15 protein-coding genes and 1 other annotated feature are annotated in these 16795 nt (G+C 52.2%); of the genes, 9 read left to right on the top strand and 6 right to left on the bottom strand.

From position 1 onward, the window contains the following. Positions 1–3 precede the first annotated feature (3 nt). The 3 genes from trpD to trpL all read right to left on the bottom strand — a co-directional run bounded on the left by trpD (position 4) and on the right by trpL (position 3300). Positions 4–1599, bottom strand: a complete 1596-nt coding sequence (gene trpD / locus C2U43_RS13555; protein ID WP_057067328.1) for a bifunctional anthranilate synthase glutamate amidotransferase component TrpG/anthranilate phosphoribosyltransferase TrpD — start codon at positions 1597–1599, stop codon at positions 4–6. Then, positions 1599–3161: an anthranilate synthase component 1 gene (locus C2U43_RS13550; protein ID WP_103285302.1), complete on the bottom strand. Its 1563-nt coding sequence runs from the start codon at positions 3159–3161 to the stop codon at positions 1599–1601. Before C2U43_RS13550 ends, trpD begins: the two co-directional genes overlap by 1 nt. A 23-nt stretch (positions 3162–3184) precedes the next feature. Next, positions 3185–3279 (bottom strand) — a sequence feature (Trp leader region). Continuing rightward, a complete protein-coding gene (gene trpL / locus C2U43_RS29385; RefSeq protein ID WP_199771100.1) occupies positions 3256–3300 on the bottom strand; it encodes a trp operon leader peptide in 45 nt (14 codons plus the stop codon). Its footprint overlaps the feature before it by 24 nt. Before the next feature lie 135 nt (positions 3301–3435). On the opposite strand from trpL, the gene rnm reads away from it, so the two are divergent. From rnm to rluB, 3 genes are all read left to right on the top strand, one after another. Then, the gene (gene rnm, locus C2U43_RS13545) at positions 3436–4314 is read left to right on the top strand and encodes an RNase RNM (RefSeq protein WP_008784938.1); all 879 of its coding nucleotides are present in this window, start codon (positions 3436–3438) and stop codon (positions 4312–4314) included. After that, positions 4311–4931 (top strand): L-threonylcarbamoyladenylate synthase, encoded by a 621-nt coding sequence (locus C2U43_RS13540; protein WP_003833336.1) that lies wholly within the window; start codon positions 4311–4313, stop codon positions 4929–4931. The genes rnm and C2U43_RS13540 overlap by 4 nt, the downstream gene beginning before the upstream one ends. A gap of 100 nt (positions 4932–5031) precedes the next feature. After that, a complete protein-coding gene (gene rluB / locus C2U43_RS13535; protein ID WP_003020625.1) occupies positions 5032–5907 on the top strand; it encodes a 23S rRNA pseudouridine(2605) synthase RluB in 876 nt (291 codons plus the stop codon). 83 nt (positions 5908–5990) lie between these two features. Here rluB and cobO read toward each other — a convergent pair whose 3' ends face one another. After that, positions 5991–6581, bottom strand: a complete 591-nt coding sequence (gene cobO / locus C2U43_RS13530; protein ID WP_008784936.1) for a cob(I)yrinic acid a,c-diamide adenosyltransferase — start codon at positions 6579–6581, stop codon at positions 5991–5993. Further along, on the bottom strand, positions 6578–7339 hold the full coding sequence (locus tag C2U43_RS13525; protein WP_103285301.1) for a YciK family oxidoreductase: 762 nt from the start codon (positions 7337–7339) through the stop codon (positions 6578–6580). Before C2U43_RS13525 ends, cobO begins: the two co-directional genes overlap by 4 nt. Positions 7340–7560: 221 nt before the next feature. On the opposite strand from C2U43_RS13525, the gene sohB reads away from it, so the two are divergent. Beyond that, on the top strand, positions 7561–8607 hold the full coding sequence (gene sohB, locus C2U43_RS13520) for a protease SohB (RefSeq protein WP_103285300.1): 1047 nt from the start codon (positions 7561–7563) through the stop codon (positions 8605–8607). 108 nt (positions 8608–8715) lie between these two features. On the opposite strand, the gene C2U43_RS13515 is transcribed toward sohB, so the two are convergent. After that, positions 8716–8967 carry a YciN family protein gene (locus tag C2U43_RS13515; RefSeq protein ID WP_003020616.1) on the bottom strand — a complete coding sequence of 84 codons (252 nt, stop codon included), beginning with the start codon at positions 8965–8967 and terminating at the stop codon, positions 8716–8718. 394 nt (positions 8968–9361) lie between these two features. On the opposite strand from C2U43_RS13515, the gene topA reads away from it, so the two are divergent. The 5 genes from topA (at position 9362) to acnA (ending at position 16755) form a co-directional block, all read left to right on the top strand. Further along, positions 9362–11959, top strand: coding sequence for a type I DNA topoisomerase (gene topA / locus C2U43_RS13510; protein WP_003833325.1), 2598 nt, complete (start codon positions 9362–9364; stop codon positions 11957–11959). A gap of 208 nt (positions 11960–12167) precedes the next feature. Beyond that, entirely contained in the window at positions 12168–13142 is a 975-nt protein-coding gene (gene cysB / locus C2U43_RS13505) for an HTH-type transcriptional regulator CysB (protein ID WP_003020610.1), read from the top strand. A gap of 315 nt (positions 13143–13457) precedes the next feature. Further along, the gene (locus tag C2U43_RS13500) at positions 13458–13598 is read left to right on the top strand and encodes a YmiA family putative membrane protein (RefSeq protein WP_220471133.1); all 141 of its coding nucleotides are present in this window, start codon (positions 13458–13460) and stop codon (positions 13596–13598) included. 2 nt (positions 13599–13600) lie between these two features. After that, positions 13601–13771, top strand: a complete 171-nt coding sequence (locus C2U43_RS29590; protein WP_165612489.1) for a hypothetical protein — start codon at positions 13601–13603, stop codon at positions 13769–13771. 308 nt (positions 13772–14079) lie between these two features. Continuing rightward, positions 14080–16755 carry an aconitate hydratase AcnA gene (gene acnA, locus C2U43_RS13495; protein ID WP_103285298.1) on the top strand — a complete coding sequence of 892 codons (2676 nt, stop codon included), beginning with the start codon at positions 14080–14082 and terminating at the stop codon, positions 16753–16755. The last annotated feature ends 40 nt before the right edge of the window (positions 16756–16795 follow it).

Raw genomic sequence — 16795 nt, 5'->3', positions numbered from 1 at the left:
CATTTACCCTCTTGCTGCCAGTGCAGTGACGCGGTCATAGGCCGCACCGCTACGCAGTACATTAATCACGGTTTGCGCATTGGCTTTTAAATCTTCTTCACCGTGCAGGCGCATTAACATGGCGACATTCGCGGCAACAGCAGCTTCATGAGCGGCTTCACCTTTACCTTGTAACAAGCGACTAAGAATGTCACGGTTTTCTTCCGGCGTGCCGCCAGCCAGCTGTTCCTGGTGGTAAGGCGTCAAACCAAAGTCTTCTGCCGTCAGTTGATAACTCTTGATTTCCCCATCGTGCAGCTCTGCCACAATGGTCGGCGCATGCAGCGAAACTTCGTCCATGCCACCACTGTGCACCACGGCTGCTCGTTGATATCCCAGCACGCGCAGCGTTTCAGCAATCGGTAGCACCAGTTCCGGGCTGTAAACGCCGATCAGCGCCAGAGGCGGATGCGCCGGGTTAATCAACGGGCCGAGCACGTTAAACAGCGTGCGGGTTTTTAACTGCTGGCGTACTGGCATGGCATGGCGAAAACCGGTGTGATATTTCGGCGCAAACAGGAAACACACCCCGAGGTCGTCTAGCGCCTGACGGGATTTATCAGCGTTCATATCCAGATTGATGCCAAATGCCGCTAACAGATCCGAAGAGCCAGACTTGCTGGAGACGCTGCGGTTGCCGTGTTTGGCAACTTTCAGTCCGCAAGCCGCCGCAACAAAGGCGCTGGCGGTAGAAATATTGATGCTGTTGCTGCCGTCGCCGCCGGTACCGACAATATCGGCGAACAGATAATCAGGGCGCGGGAACGGGGCGGCGTTTTCCAGCAGCGCGGTTGCCGCACCGGCAATTTCATTCGGGTGTTCGCCACGAATTTTCATGCTCACCAGCGCCGCAGCCAGTTGTTCCGGCTTCAGTTCACCGCGAACGACTGCGGAAAACAGCTGGTGACTTTCCTGCTGGGACAGCGTCTGGGCCTGATACAGTTTCTCCAGAATGGGTTGCAGCGTATTGGTTTGTTCAAGCTTCTGTTGCGCCCAGGCCAGCGTTTGTTCCAGCAAACGCGCGCCCTGGGTGGTCAGAATTGATTCCGGATGGAACTGGAAGCCGCAGACGCGATCGGTATCGTGACGTACCGCCATCACCATGCCGTTAAAGTGGGCGTTAATGGTCAACCCAGCAGGTACGTTGCTGCCAACCAGTGAATGATAGCGTGCCACCGGCAGCGGATTCGCCAGACCAGAAAACATCGCCTGACCGTCGTGTTCAATGCTGGACGCTTTGCCGTGAAGGATCTCTCCGGCCTGACCCACATATCCACCATAGGCTTCAACAATGGCTTGGTGTCCCAGACAAATACCGATGATTGGCAGCTTGCCGCGCAAACGGGTTAACAGCTCCGGCATGCAACCTGCCTCGCTTGGCGCGCCTGGTCCTGGAGAAAGCATCAGCACCGGATTTTTCATGGTTGCTAAGCGGTCAATCAACGTCTGGGCCGGAATATGGTTGCGGTAAATCACCACATTGTGACCATTAGTACGCAGCTGATCCGCCAGGTTATAGGTAAAAGAATCGATGTTATCAAGCAGCAGAATGTCAGCCATTAGAAGGTCTCCTGTGCGTGGTGCGCGGTAGCGATAGCACGTAGAACCGCGCGCGCTTTATTACGGGTTTCATCGGCTTCAGACTGCGGTACAGAATCCAGAACAATCCCGGCACCGGCTTGTACGGTGGCAATACCGTCTTCCACGAGGGCGGAGCGAATGACAATACAGGTATCCAGATCGCCATGCGCCGTGAAGTAACCTACCGCACCGCCGTAGCTGCCACGGCGACGACCCTCGGCCTCGGCGATAAGCTGCATGGCGCGAACTTTTGGCGCTCCGCTTAACGTGCCCATATTCATACAGGCGCGGTAAGCGTGCAGCACATCCAGATCGCTACGCAGCTCGCCGACCACGCGCGAAACCAGGTGCATAACGAAGGAGTAACGATCGACTTTGGTGAGGTCAGCAACATAGCGGCTGCCAGGCGTACAGATGCGCGCCAGGTCGTTACGCGCAAGGTCAACCAGCATCAGGTGCTCAGAAAGCTCTTTATGGTCGGTACGCATCTCCAGCTCGATACGGCTGTCGAGATCGCGATCAAGCGAACCGTCCGCACGACGACCGCGCGGGCGAGTACCAGCAATCGGGTAGATCTCAATCTGGCGGCTGGTGGCATCGTATTTCAGCGAGCTTTCCGGGGAGGCGCCAAACAGCGTGAACTCGTTGTCTTGCATGAAAAACATGTATGGGCTGGGGTTACTTTTCTTCAGCACATAGTAGGCCGCCAGCGGAGATGGGCAGGGCAGCAAGAAACGGCGGGATGGCACCACCTGGAAAATTTCGCCCGCGCGAATCGCTTTTTGCATACCACGAACTACGGCGCCAAACTCTTCATCGCTCTGATTGCACTCGCAGCGCATCTGCGGGACTTCAGTGACCGGCAACGGCGGCGCAGGCTCGGTAAGCTGCTGGCTCAATTGCGCCAGACGAGCATTAAGACGCTGTTTTTCCGCATCATTGGGGGTAAAAATACTGGCCTGAATACGGGTGCTTTTTTTCTGGTGGTCGATAACCATCAGCGTTTCTGCCAGATAGAAGCAGTAGTCAGGGCAACGGTTGCCCGCTTCAAGCTGTGGCAACTCTTCAAAACCCGCAACCAGATCGTAAGAAAACAGACCGCCGAAGAACATTGCTTCACGTTCTTGCGCTGGAACATTAACCAGCTCCTGCAATAAACGGAATGCATCAAATACGGACAGGGAGCATAAGCGGGCGTCTTCATCGAGCAGTGGGCTGACGGCAGGGAATCGCAGATGACGACCATTCGGCTGTTGTTCGTTTTCAACGCCAGCGGGCAGGGCAACATCCAGCAGCGACAGCAGCGATGCGCCGTTTGCGGACAATGCCTGAATAGTGACAGTGTCACCGAGAGCGGTAATGCGTAATGCGCTGTCGACCAGCAGCAGGCTCTTCAGATCGTCTTTGCTGTCGATATCTGCAGATTCCAGCAGCAGTGTTGCTGGACGTGCGCCACACACTTGATGAAACAGCGCCGTCGGATTCTCACGGTAGGCGGCATCGCAGGCAAGCAGTTCGAGTGTCGGTTTTTGAGTTTGCATCGTTATTCTCATTAATTTTGTTCAAAAAAAAGCCCGCTCATTTGGCGGGCCGGGTATCTGGTTGCATATTGCAGACGTAAGACACTGCCCGAAATCAGGAAGTGCGCCACCAACCTTGCAGAACAAATGTTGCTTTCATCTCAGATACCTTCTTCATGTGAACTTGCGTACTAGTTAACTAGTTCGGTGGAATAAAGTCAACACCTGATTTCAGTATATTTGTCGAAACCGCTATGATGGGCGTGATACGACATTTATTGAAACGGGAGCCGCCTTGAGCGACACGAATTACGCAGTGATTTATGACCTGCACAGTCATACTACAGCCTCCGATGGGCGGTTAACGCCAGAAGCCTTAGTACACCGTGCGGTAGAGATGCGAGTCGGTACACTGGCGATCACCGATCATGACACCACGGCCGGCATTGCGGCGGCAAGAGAAGAAATTTCACGTTCAGGTTTAGCCTTAAATTTGATCCCTGGCGTCGAGATATCAACGGTCTGGGAAAACCATGAGATCCATATAGTGGGTCTGAACATTGATATCGCCCATCCCATGATGTGTGAGTTTCTGGCGCAACAAACGGAACGTCGTCAGCAGCGTGCACGCCTGATTGCCGAACGACTCGACAAAGCGCATATCCCCGGCGCTTGGGAAGGGGCGTTACGCCTGGCCGATGGCGGGGCGGTTACGCGGGGCCATTTTGCGCGTTTCCTGATGGAATGTGGAAAAGCCACAACCATGGCGGATGTCTTTAAAAAATATCTTGCCCGTGGGAAAACCGGTTACGTTCCGCCACAGTGGTGTACAATAGAACAAGCTATTGATGTCATTCATCATTCTGGCGGTAAGGCTGTTCTGGCTCATCCTGGGCGGTACGATCTTAGCGCTAAGTGGCTGAAAAGACTGGTTGCGCATTTTGCTGAACACCGCGGCGACGCGATGGAAGTAGCACAGTGCCAGCAGTCTCCCAATGAACGCACCCATCTGGCGACGCTTGCGCGTTCGCATCAACTGTGGGCATCGCAAGGGTCTGATTTTCATCTACCCTGCCCATGGATTGAGTTGGGCCGTAAACTTTGGTTGCCCGCAGGCGTAGAAGGCGTCTGGCAACTTTGGGAGCAGCCCGAGATCACAGAGAGGAAAGTATGAGTCAGTTTTTTTATATTCATCCCGAAAACCCGCAGCAGCGACTGATCAATCAGGCCGTTGAAATCGTGCGTAAAGGTGGGGTGATCGTGTATCCAACCGATTCCGGCTATGCGTTGGGCTGCAAAATTGAAGATAAAGGCGCCATGGAGCGCATTTGCCGCATCCGTCACCTGCCGGACGGGCACAACTTTACGCTGATGTGTCGTGACCTGTCCGAACTGTCGACCTATTCGTTTGTCGACAACGTGGCATTCCGTTTAATTAAAAACAACACGCCGGGCAACTACACCTTCATCCTGAAAGGGACGAAAGAAGTTCCGCGCCGTTTGTTGCAGGAAAAACGTAAGACCATCGGCCTGCGTGTGCCATCGAATCCGATTGCGCTGGCGCTGCTGGAAGCGCTGGGCGAGCCGATGCTATCTACATCGCTGATGCTGCCGGGCAGTGAATTTACTGAGTCAGACCCGGAAGAGATTAAAGACCGTCTGGAAAAACTGGTGGATTTGATTATCCACGGTGGCTATCTCGGTCAGCAGCCGACCACGGTCATCGATTTAACCGACGATTCCCCGGTGGTGTTGCGTGAAGGCGTCGGCGACGTTAAACCTTTCTTATAAGGGCGCGAACCGCTATACTACGCGGCCTTAAAATGGCGCTGACTGGCGCCGTTGATTCTCCTGTTCGACGCCTGTGAAGGCGACATCTAAAGGAAGCTCTATGAGCGAAAAGTTACAAAAAGTGCTGGCGCGCGCTGGCCACGGTTCTCGCCGTGAAATCGAATCTATTATTGCCGCGGGTCGCGTGAGCGTTGATGGCAAAATTGCCACGCTCGGCGATCGCGTTGAAGTCACTCCGGGTCTGAAAATCCGTATCGACGGTCATCTGATTTCGGTTAAAGAGTCTGCAGAGCAAATCTGCCGCGTTCTGGCCTATTACAAGCCAGAAGGTGAACTGTGTACCCGCAACGACCCGGAAGGTCGTCCGACCGTGTTCGATCGTTTGCCAAAACTGCGTGATGCTCGCTGGATTGCCGTAGGGCGTCTGGACGTGAATACCTGCGGTTTACTGCTGTTTACCACCGATGGTGAACTGGCTAACCGTCTGATGCACCCAAGCCGTGAAGTCGAACGTGAATATGCGGTACGTGTGTTTGGTCAGGTTGATGATGCAAAACTGCGCGATCTGAGTCGTGGCGTACAGCTGGAAGATGGTCCGGCGGCATTTAAAACGATCAAGTTCAGCGGTGGTGAAGGGATCAACCAGTGGTATAACGTCACGCTGACCGAAGGGCGTAACCGTGAAGTCCGTCGCCTGTGGGAAGCTGTAGGTGTACAGGTAAGCCGTCTTATTCGTGTTCGTTACGGTGATATCCCGCTGCCGAAAGGCCTGCCGCGTGGTGGCTGGACCGAGCTTGACCTCGCGCAGACCAACTATCTGCGTGAACTGGTGGAATTGAAGCCGGAAACAACCTCTAAAGTTGCCGTCGAGAAAGATCGTCGTCGCATGAAGGCAAATCAGATCCGTCGTGCGGTGAAGCGCCACTCACAGGTCGGTAGCAGCCGTCGTCCGGGTGGTCGTAGCAACAACGGTTAATTATGACCAGGCCTGATAAGCAAAGCGCCATCAGGCGTTAGCGTGGAGCCGGATGCGGCGCAAGCGCCTTATCCGGCCTACTGTCAGTAATCAATCCCTATCTGGGCCTTCACGCCCGCTTCAAACGCATGCTTGACCGGGCGCAGCTCGCTGACCGTATCCGCTAACTCCAGAATATCGCGATGACATCCACGGCCGGTGATAATCACCGTTTGATGGGCAGGGCGCGCGTTTAGGGCAGTGATGACCTCTTCAAGCGGCAGATAGTCGTATGCCACCATGTAGGTCAGCTCGTCCAGCACCACCATATCCAGTTCATCGTCGGCCAGCATCCGCTTACCGTGTTCCCACACGGTCATACAGGCCGCAGTGTCGGACTCACGGTTTTGCGTTTCCCAGGTAAATCCTGTCGCCATAACCTGAAACTCTACGCCGTGGGGTTCAAGTAAGTTACGTTCTCCGTTTGGCCACGTACCTTTAATAAATTGTACGACGCCGACTTTTTTACCGTGGCCCACCGCGCGCGTGGCAGTACCGAATGCGGCGGTGGTTTTACCCTTACCATTTCCGGTGAATACGATGATGATCCCGCGCTCGTCCGTAGCGGCGGCAACGCGTGCGTCAACCCGATCTTTTACGCGCTGTTGACGTTGCTGATAGCGTTCTTCACTCATTGGGCAATTCCTGGTTTACGGCCCGGCTGGGCGTCAAAAGTCATACCGGTTTTACGGCGGCTGTCATCGCCCATCAGCCACAGGTAGAGCGGCATAATATCGGCGGGAGTTTTCAATTTTTGTGGATCTTCCGTGGGGAATGCGCTGGCTCGCATGCCAGTTCGTGTTCCACCAGGATTGATACAGTTTACGCGCAGATGACGGTTTTGATACTCATCAGCCAGAACCTGCATCATCCCTTCGGTAGCAAATTTTGATGTGGCATACGCCCCCCAATTGGCGCGTCCCTGGCGGCCGACGCTGGAAGAGGTAAAGACCAGCGATCCGGCATCGGATTTGAGTAACAACGGCAGCAATGCCTGAGTCAGCATAAAAGTGGCATTCACATTTACCTGCATCACATCCTGCCAGACCTGCGGGTTTTGTTCACTCATTGGGCAAATATCGCCGAGTAATCCGGCGTTATGCAGTACGCCATCCAGACGTGAGAAATGTGCGGCAATGCGCTGTGCAAGCTGGTGACATTCTTCAGAGGTACAGGTCAGTAAATCCAGTGTAAACCACTGTGGTTGTGTTCCGTTTTCATCGGCGATAGTGCGGGCAACCTGACGCAGTTTTTCTTCGTTACGCCCAAGCAGGATAACGGTCGCGCCATAGCGTGCATAGGTCTGCGCGGCTTCGCGTCCGATACCATCGCTGGCACCGGTGACAAGAATAATGCGGCCCAGTAAAAGGTCTTGTTTAGGTTGGTAATGCACGGCTACTCCTCGGCGACGCCCTGGCCATCTCGTTCGCAATAACTTTTGGGCTTTATGCCTTAAACCCTGTTCTTTTTCAATCAGCCAAAGGCAATAACACCGCAAAATGAACGCTTTGTCATGCTTTTTACTGATTCAGCACTGGATGTATGAAGCAAGACGAGGTGACACGCCTGTTGTACACTGAGCGGAAGTCGCGTTGTTTAACCAAGGTGGGTCTCGTGGAATTGTTGTCTGAATATGGGCTGTTTTTGGCAAAAATTGTCACTGTCGTGGTGGCTATTGCAGTGGTGGTGATGCTGATCGTAAACGCGACACAACGCAAACGTCAGCGTGGGGAATTGCGGGTTATTAACCTCAGCGATCAATATAAAGAGATGAAGGAAGACCTGTCGCTGGCCTTATTGGATGGGCATCAGCAAAAATTCTGGCATAAGGCGCAGAAAAAGAAACAGAAGCTGGAGGCGAAGGCCGCCAAGGCAAAAGCGAAACTGGGTGACAGTACGCCATCAGATAAACCCCGTGTATGGGTGCTTGATTTTAAAGGCAGTATGGATGCCCACGAGGTCAGCGCATTACGCGAAGAGGTGACGGCGGTGCTGGCGGTTGTTAAACCTCAGGATCAGGTGGTGGTTCGTCTGGAAAGCCCGGGCGGTGTGGTACATGGTTATGGCCTGGCTGCGTCCCAGTTACAACGCCTGCGCGATAAGCAGATCCCACTGACCGTCACGGTAGATAAAGTCGCTGCGAGCGGCGGATATATGATGGCCTGCGTGGCAGATAAAATTGTTTCGGCGCCGTTTGCTATCGTCGGCTCAATTGGCGTGGTGGCGCAGATCCCGAACTTTAACCGCTTCCTGAAAGGGAAAGATATTGATATCGAACTGCACACCGCCGGACAGTACAAGCGTACGTTGACGCTGCTTGGCGAGAACACGGAAGAAGGGCGGCAGAAATTCCGTGAAGATCTGAACGAAACACATCATTTGTTTAAAGATTTTGTCCATCGTATGCGCCCGACTCTGGACATTGAGCAGGTTGCCACGGGTGAACACTGGTTTGGTCAACAGGCGCTGGCAAATGGGCTGGTGGATGAGATCAACACCAGCGATGAGGTGATCCTCGGGCTGATGGAAGGTCGTGAAGTGTTGAACGTTCGCTATCTGCAGCGTAAAAAGCTGATGGATCGTTTTACCGGTAGTGCGGCGGAGAGCGCCGATCGTTTGCTGATGCGCTGGTGGCAGCGGGGGCAGAAGCCACTGATGTAAAATTGTCATTGCCGGATAGCGATGCTCACATATCCTATCCGGCCTACAAATAGGCATCAATGTAGGCTGGATAAGGTGTTGCCGCCATCCGGCAAATTATTTCTCGAGTTAATCGATCAAGTGATACTTTTCAGAAAGTACGTGCGCCAGGTGTTTAAACATATTAAACACAGCCGTACTTTTGGGCGTTGGTAGCCCTTGCTCGTCTAAAAAGTAATCTCCGCTGAAAACCAGCACGCCGTTTCGCTGCGTAACGCCGGTGGCGACAATCCCCGCCAGCGTGTCCTCATGCTCACGAATGATTTTGTTGGCTTCAATCAGCAGTGTTTCGCGATCGATGGGTTGAGTGTCTTTATGCATGATTTACTCCTTAAACAAGGACATTAGTCTACGCTGAGCCCGCCTTATGGGCAAATATTCCCTGACATAAATGAAGGTTTTACGACAGTGTTACAACTGGCGAGATTTGTTTTTGCATGCTAATAAAGTTGCGTAACGCATTTTATCAGGTACAGTGTGACGCTTTCGTCAATCTGGCAACAGATTTGCTTGACATTCGACCAATACTTCGTCGTGCTAGAGCGTTTGTGAAAAAGCCTGTTAACTCAGTTACATGAGAGTTACATTACAAGCGCGAAACAGTTTAAGGGGTTGATATCCGCCGACGCAGAGACCATATCGATGTCTCGTCGCCAGTGGAAGGTGAATCAACGTGCGACGCATTCTGGAAGAATCAAATTAGGTAAAGGTGAATATGGGTAAAGCTCTTGTCATCGTTGAGTCCCCGGCAAAAGCCAAAACGATCAACAAGTATCTGGGTAATGACTACGTGGTGAAATCCAGCGTCGGTCATATCCGTGATTTGCCGACCAGTGGCTCAGCAACTAAAAAGAGCGCCGACTCAACCTCCACCAAAACGGCTAAAAAGCCCAAAAAGGATGAACGTGGCGCTCTCGTCAACCGTATGGGTGTTGACCCGTGGCACAACTGGGATGCGCGCTATGAAGTGCTGCCTGGTAAAGAGAAAGTTGTTTCTGAACTGAAGCAACTGGCTGAAAAAGCCGACCACATCTATCTCGCAACCGACCTTGACCGCGAAGGGGAAGCCATTGCATGGCACCTGCGGGAAGTCATCGGTGGCGACGACACCCGCTACAGCCGCGTGGTGTTTAACGAAATTACCAAAAATGCTATTCGCCAGGCGTTTGAAAAACCGGGCGAGTTGAACATCGATCGTGTTAATGCGCAACAGGCGCGCCGCTTTATGGACCGTGTTGTGGGCTATATGGTGTCGCCACTGCTGTGGAAAAAAATTGCGCGTGGTCTGTCTGCCGGTCGCGTACAGTCTGTGGCTGTGCGTCTGGTGGTTGAGCGTGAACGCGAAATCAAAGCATTTGTTCCAGAAGAGTTCTGGGAAATTGATGCTAATACGACCACGCCGGGCGGCGACGCGTTGCCGCTTGAGGTGACGCATCAAAATGATAAACCGTTCCGTCCTGTAAATCGGGAACAAACGCTTGCCGCGGTTAGCCTGTTGGAAAAAGCGCGCTATAGCGTCCTGGAACGTGAAGATAAACCGACCAGCAGCAAGCCGAGTGCTCCGTTCATTACCTCCACGCTACAGCAGGCTGCGAGCACGCGTCTGGGCTTTGGTGTGAAGAAAACCATGATGATGGCGCAGCGCTTGTATGAAGCGGGTTACATCACTTACATGCGTACTGACTCAACCAATCTGAGCCAGGATGCTGTCACCATGGTTCGCGATTACATCAGTGATAATTTTGGCAAAAAATATTTGCCGGAGAGCGCGAACCAGTACGCCAGCAAAGAGAACTCGCAGGAAGCACACGAAGCTATCCGTCCTTCCGATGTCGCCGTACTGGCGGAGTCGCTGAAAGATATGGAAGCCGATGCGCAAAAACTGTATCAGCTGATCTGGCGCCAGTTTGTAGCTTGTCAGATGACGCCAGCGAAATATGACTCTACCACCCTGACCGTGGGTGCGGGTGATTTCCGTCTGAAAGCGCGTGGTCGTATTCTGCGCTTCGATGGTTGGACCAAAGTGATGCCAGCGCTGCGTAAGGGCGATGAAGATCGCATCTTACCGGCGGTGGACAAAGGCGATACCTTGACGCTTATCGAGCTGACACCTGCGCAGCACTTCACCAAGCCGCCTGCACGCTTCAGTGAAGCTTCGCTGGTTAAAGAGCTTGAAAAGCGTGGCATTGGTCGTCCATCCACCTATGCGTCGATCATCTCTACGATTCAGGATCGCGGTTATGTTCGCGTTGAAAACCGTCGTTTCTACGCTGAAAAAATGGGTGAAATCGTCACCGATCGTCTGGAAGAAAACTTCCGCGAACTGATGAACTACGATTTTACCGCGCAGATGGAAGACAGCCTCGACCAGGTGGCGAATCACGAAGCCGAATGGAAGGGCGTACTCGACAACTTCTTCACTGATTTTACTCAGCAGTTAGATAAAGCCGAGAAAGATCCTGAAGAAGGCGGTATGCGTCCGAACCAGATGGTGCTGACCAGCATTGATTGCCCGACCTGCGGACGCAAGATGGGTATTCGTACCGCCAGTACCGGCGTTTTCCTTGGTTGCTCCGGCTACGCACTTTCCCCGAAAGAGCGTTGCAAAACCACCATTAACCTGGTGCCGGAAAACGAAGTATTGAACGTGCTGGAAGGCGATGACGCGGAAACGAACGCATTGCGCGCCAAACGCCGCTGCCAGAAATGCGGTACAGCAATGGACAGTTATCTCATCGATCCTAAGCGTAAATTGCATGTGTGTGGTAATAACCCAACCTGCGACGGCTACGAGATCGAAGAGGGTGAATTCCGTATCAAGGGTTATGACGGTCCTATCGTAGAGTGCGAAAAATGTGGTTCTGAAATGCACCTGAAAATGGGACGTTTCGGCAAGTACATGGCGTGTACTAACGACGAGTGTAAAAACACCCGTAAGATCCTGCGTAACGGTGAAGTTGCTCCGCCGAAAGAAGATCCGGTTCCGCTGCCGGAACTGCCGTGTGAAAAATCTGACGCGTATTTCGTGTTACGTGATGGTGCTGCAGGTATCTTCCTGGCAGCCAATACGTTCCCGAAATCACGTGAGACTCGTGCGCCGTTGGTGGAAGAGTTGTACCGCTTCCGCGATCGCCTGCCGGAAAAACTGCGTTATCTGGCAGATGCGCCGCAAACAGACCCGGATGGTAACAAGTCTATGGTTCGTTTCAGCCGTAAAACCAAGCAGCAATACGTTGCCGCTGAGAAAGACGGTAAGGCGACAGGCTGGTCCGCGTTCTTCGTTGACGGTAAATGGGTAGAAGGGAAGAAATAACAGCGTTTCGGCTGAATTTCTCCTCAAAGGGTCGCGAAAGCGGCCCTTTTTGTTTCTGGCATATTATTTTTTGTCATACCTATACAGCGTACATATAAATGATATAGTGGTTATAGTTAACAGACTTTTTATTATTAAATCGTATTAGCAGCGCCCACGAGCCTGCACTGAAACGATGATTTGATGGCGCGAATCGGGATGGCATAACATGAAATTACAGCAGCTTCGCTACATTGTTGAGGTGGTGAACCACAACCTTAATGTCTCCTCAACGGCGGAAGGGCTTTATACCTCTCAGCCCGGTATCAGTAAGCAAGTTCGTATGCTGGAAGATGAACTTGGCATCCAGATTTTCGCCCGTAGTGGTAAGCATCTGACTCAGGTTACGCCAGCGGGGCAGGAAGTCATCCGTATTGCGCGCGAAGTACTGTCTAAGGTAGATGCTATTAAGTCCGTTGCTGGCGAACATACCTGGCCGGATAAAGGCTCGCTATATATCGCCACCACGCACACCCAGGCACGTTACGCTTTGCCGAACGTGATTAAGGGTTTTATTGAGCGATATCCTCGTGTTTCATTGCATATGCATCAGGGATCGCCGACGCAAATTGCCGAAGCCGTCTCGAAAGGGAATGCGGATTTTGCCATCGCGACGGAAGCCCTGCATCTGTATGACGATCTGGTGATGTTACCTTGTTACCACTGGAACCGTTCGATTGTCGTCACGCCGGATCATCCGTTGGCGGGAAAATCCTCGGTTTCTATTGAGGAACTGGCACAGTATCCACTGGTGACCTACACCTTTGGATTTACCGGGCGTTCGGAGCTGGACACCGCGTTTAACCGTGCGGGTCTGGAGCCGCGTATTGTTTTTACCGCGACCGATGCCGATGTTATTAAAACCTATGTCCGTCTGGGTCTCGGCGTGGGTGTAATTGCCAGTATGGCGGTTGATCCTGTTTCCGATCCTGACCTGGTACGTGTGGATGCGCACGATATCTTCAGCCATAGCACCACCAAAATTGGTTTTCGTCGCAGCACCTTCTTACGCAGTTACATGTATGATTTCATTCAACGTTTCGCGCCGCATCTGACGCGTGATGTGGTGGACACGGCGGTGGCACTGCGTTCCAACGATGATATTGAAGCCATGTTTAAAGATATTAAATTGCCTGAGAAATAATAACGGTTGTTACCTCGTCGGTATCCGTAAGCATAAAGTGATACCGACAGGAGAGTCTGAATTTATTCATTATTTCTCCTCCTATATATTAACCATATATTATTTATGGAAAAAGTTCTCTAAAGTAGTTTCAAATTAGTCAGCTTGCCAAAAATCACGCTCAAATATTCATAATTGATCAAACAATTGATTTATTTATCAGATCGAGTCCGAAAATTAACTGGCTTTTTTTCGCCTTTTTTATTAGGATTCCTCCTATCTGATGATTAATTGTACCAATTGTTTGGTGCCTAAATGATAAGTGATTTCGATAGTATGAGGTTAGCGATGCCTTCAGGAAACCAGTCTGCACGCCGGGATCCCGCGATGAAACGTAAAGCCTGGTTCGCCGTGTTTCTTGGCTCTGCGATATTCTGGATTATTGTCGCACTCGTGGCCTGGAACGTGTGGGGGTAAGTATGTCCGCACCGGAGCAGCACTCTACCGTGACGCCAGCGTCTCATGACCATGAGCAAGAGAGCAAAACCGTAGCCGAGAAAGATCCAAAGATACCCGAATCCTGGAATCTTTCTCCTGAACAACGGGCGTTTATTGACCTGTTAACCGATGATGATAAACAGAAACAATAATTCGTACGTATTTTATAATAATAACGATTACCTCGTGGCCTTAAATATCGAATTGTTTATCCCATGTATTCACCATCAGCCACCTAATCAACGTATTATCGATTGCGCTATTGCCTGCTGAATATTCATCCTATTCATCTACACGGCTAGACCTTACTCCCTACCATTGACCTCACTTCGCGCTTTTGTATCGCGCGCTACTTTTATCAATTTGAGTTGTTATCAAAGCGTTACATTTTGTTTGTGTTATCTTTAATACTAACCCTGAGGAAATCAGGGGATCCAACCCTGTCATTTAAGGAGGAGCTATGTCGTCGACCCTACGAGAAGCCAGTAAGGACACATTGCAGGTTAAAGATAAAACCTACCGCTACTACAGTTTACCTCTGGCCGCTAAATCACTGGGTGATATCACCCGACTACCCAAATCGCTGAAAGTGTTACTGGAAAACCTGCTTCGTTGGCAGGATGGTAATTCCGTAACCGAAGATGATATTCATGCGCTCGCGCATTGGCTGAAGACTGCCCATGCCGATCGTGAAATTGCCTATCGACCCGCTCGTGTTCTGATGCAGGATTTTACCGGCGTGCCGGCGGTGGTCGATCTGGCCGCTATGCGCGAAGCGGTGAAACGTCTGGGTGGGGATACGGCAAAAGTGAATCCGCTTTCGCCAGTGGACCTTGTCATTGACCACTCGGTAACGGTGGACCGTTTTGGTGATGATGATGCTTTCGAAGAAAACGTTCGCCTGGAAATGGAACGTAACCATGAGCGTTACGTGTTCCTGAAATGGGGACAGCAGGCATTTAGTCGCTTCAGCGTTGTGCCACCGGGAACGGGGATTTGCCACCAGGTTAACCTTGAATACCTCGGCAAAGCCGTCTGGAGCGAGTTACAGGACGGTGAGTGGGTGGCTTACCCTGACACGTTGGTCGGCACCGATTCCCATACGACAATGATTAATGGTCTCGGTGTGCTGGGATGGGGCGTTGGAGGCATTGAGGCCGAAGCAGCAATGCTGGGTCAACCGGTCTCTATGCTTATCCCGGATGTTGTGGGCTTCAAACTGGTGGGCAAACTGCGGGAAGGCATCACCGCTACTGACCTGGTTTTAACCGTCACCCAGATGTTGCGTAAGCACGGCGTGGTCGGTAAATTCGTTGAATTCTACGGTGATGGGCTGGACACCTTACCGCTGGCCGATCGGGCAACCATTGCGAACATGTCACCGGAATACGGCGCAACCTGCGGTTTCTTCCCGATCGATAGCATCACTCTTGAATATATGCGTCTGAGTGGGCGCAGTGAGGAGCAGGTTGAGCTGGTCAGCGCCTATGCCAAAGCGCAGGGAATGTGGCGTAATCCTGGGGATGAACCCGTATTTACCAGTTCACTGGAGCTGGATATGGGCAGTGTAGAAGCTAGCCTTGCCGGACCGAAGCGTCCGCAGGATCGGGTGGCACTGGCTGATGTCCCGAAAGCGTTTTCGGCGAGTAATGAACTCGAAGTGAATAGCTCGCTGAAAGATCGCCAGCCAGTGGACTATACAATGAACGGTCACCAGTACCAGCTGCCGGATGGTGCTGTGGTTATTGCAGCGATCACTTCCTGTACCAACACCTCTAACCCAAGCGTATTGATGGCGGCGGGGCTGCTGGCGAAAAAAGCAGTGACTCTTGGTCTGAAACCTCAGCCGTGGGTGAAAGCCTCGTTGGCGCCAGGATCGAAGGTGGTGTCTGATTATCTGGCGCAGGCTGGGTTCACGCCATACCTTGATGAGCTGGGATTTAACCTTGTAGGTTATGGCTGTACCACCTGTATCGGTAACTCGGGTCCGTTACGCGATCCTATCGAGACAGCTATCAAAAAAGTCGACCTCACCGTTGGTGCTGTGCTTTCCGGCAACCGAAACTTTGAGGGGCGTATCCATCCGCTCGTGAAGACCAACTGGTTGGCGTCTCCGCCGCTGGTGGTGGCCTATGCGCTGGCGGGGAATATGAATATCAATCTGACGAAAGATCCGTTAGGGCATGACAGAAAGGGCGATCCCGTATATCTGAAAGATATCTGGCCGACGGCTCAGGAAATTGCCCGTGCCGTGGAGCAGGTTTCTACCGCCATGTTCCATAAAGAGTATGCTGAAGTGTTTGAAGGCACGCCAGAATGGAAAGCAATCCAGGTCGATCGGGCTGATACCTATGGCTGGCAGTCTGACTCAACCTATATCCGCTTGTCGCCGTTCTTCGATGGTATGCAGGCGACGCCGGATCCGGTCCAGGACATTCACGGCGCGCGTATCCTTGCAATGCTTGGAGATTCCGTCACCACTGACCATATTTCTCCTGCAGGTAGTATTAAGCCGGACAGTCCGGCGGGGCGTTATCTGCAAAGCCACGGCGTAGAGCGTAAAGATTTTAACTCCTACGGTTCGCGGCGCGGGAATCATAAAGTCATGATGCGCGGTACCTTTGCCAATATTCGTATTCGCAATGAGATGGTACCTGGCGTGGAAGGTGGGATGACGCGTCATTTGCCGGGAACTGAGGTAGTGGCTATCTATGATGCGGCTATGCAATATCAACAGGAGAATATTCCCCTGGCGGTTATTGCCGGGAAAGAGTATGGCTCTGGCTCCAGTCGCGACTGGGCGGCAAAAGGCCCGCGCTTGCTGGGGGTTCGCGTGGTTATCGCTGAATCCTTTGAGCGAATTCACCGTTCTAACCTGATTGGTATGGGGATTTTGCCGCTGGAATTCCCACAGGGCGTCACGCGTAAAACGCTGGGACTAACCGGTGAGGAAACGATCGATATTACGGATCTGCAAAACATCAAACCGGGTGCAACAGTGCCGGTGAGTATGGTTCGCTCGGATGGACGTAAAGAGGTGGTTTTATGCCGCTGCCGTATCGATACCGCGACGGAGCTAACGTACTACCAAAACGATGGCATACTGCACTACGTGATTCGTAATATGTTGAGCTAGAATGTAAAAAGCCTGCAAGAGCAGGCTTTTTTATCGGCGG

Source organism: Citrobacter freundii complex sp. CFNIH9, assembly GCF_002903305.1.
GTDB lineage: Bacteria > Pseudomonadota > Gammaproteobacteria > Enterobacterales > Enterobacteriaceae > Citrobacter > Citrobacter portucalensis.
This window is presented reverse-complemented; position numbering and strand designations above follow the sequence as displayed.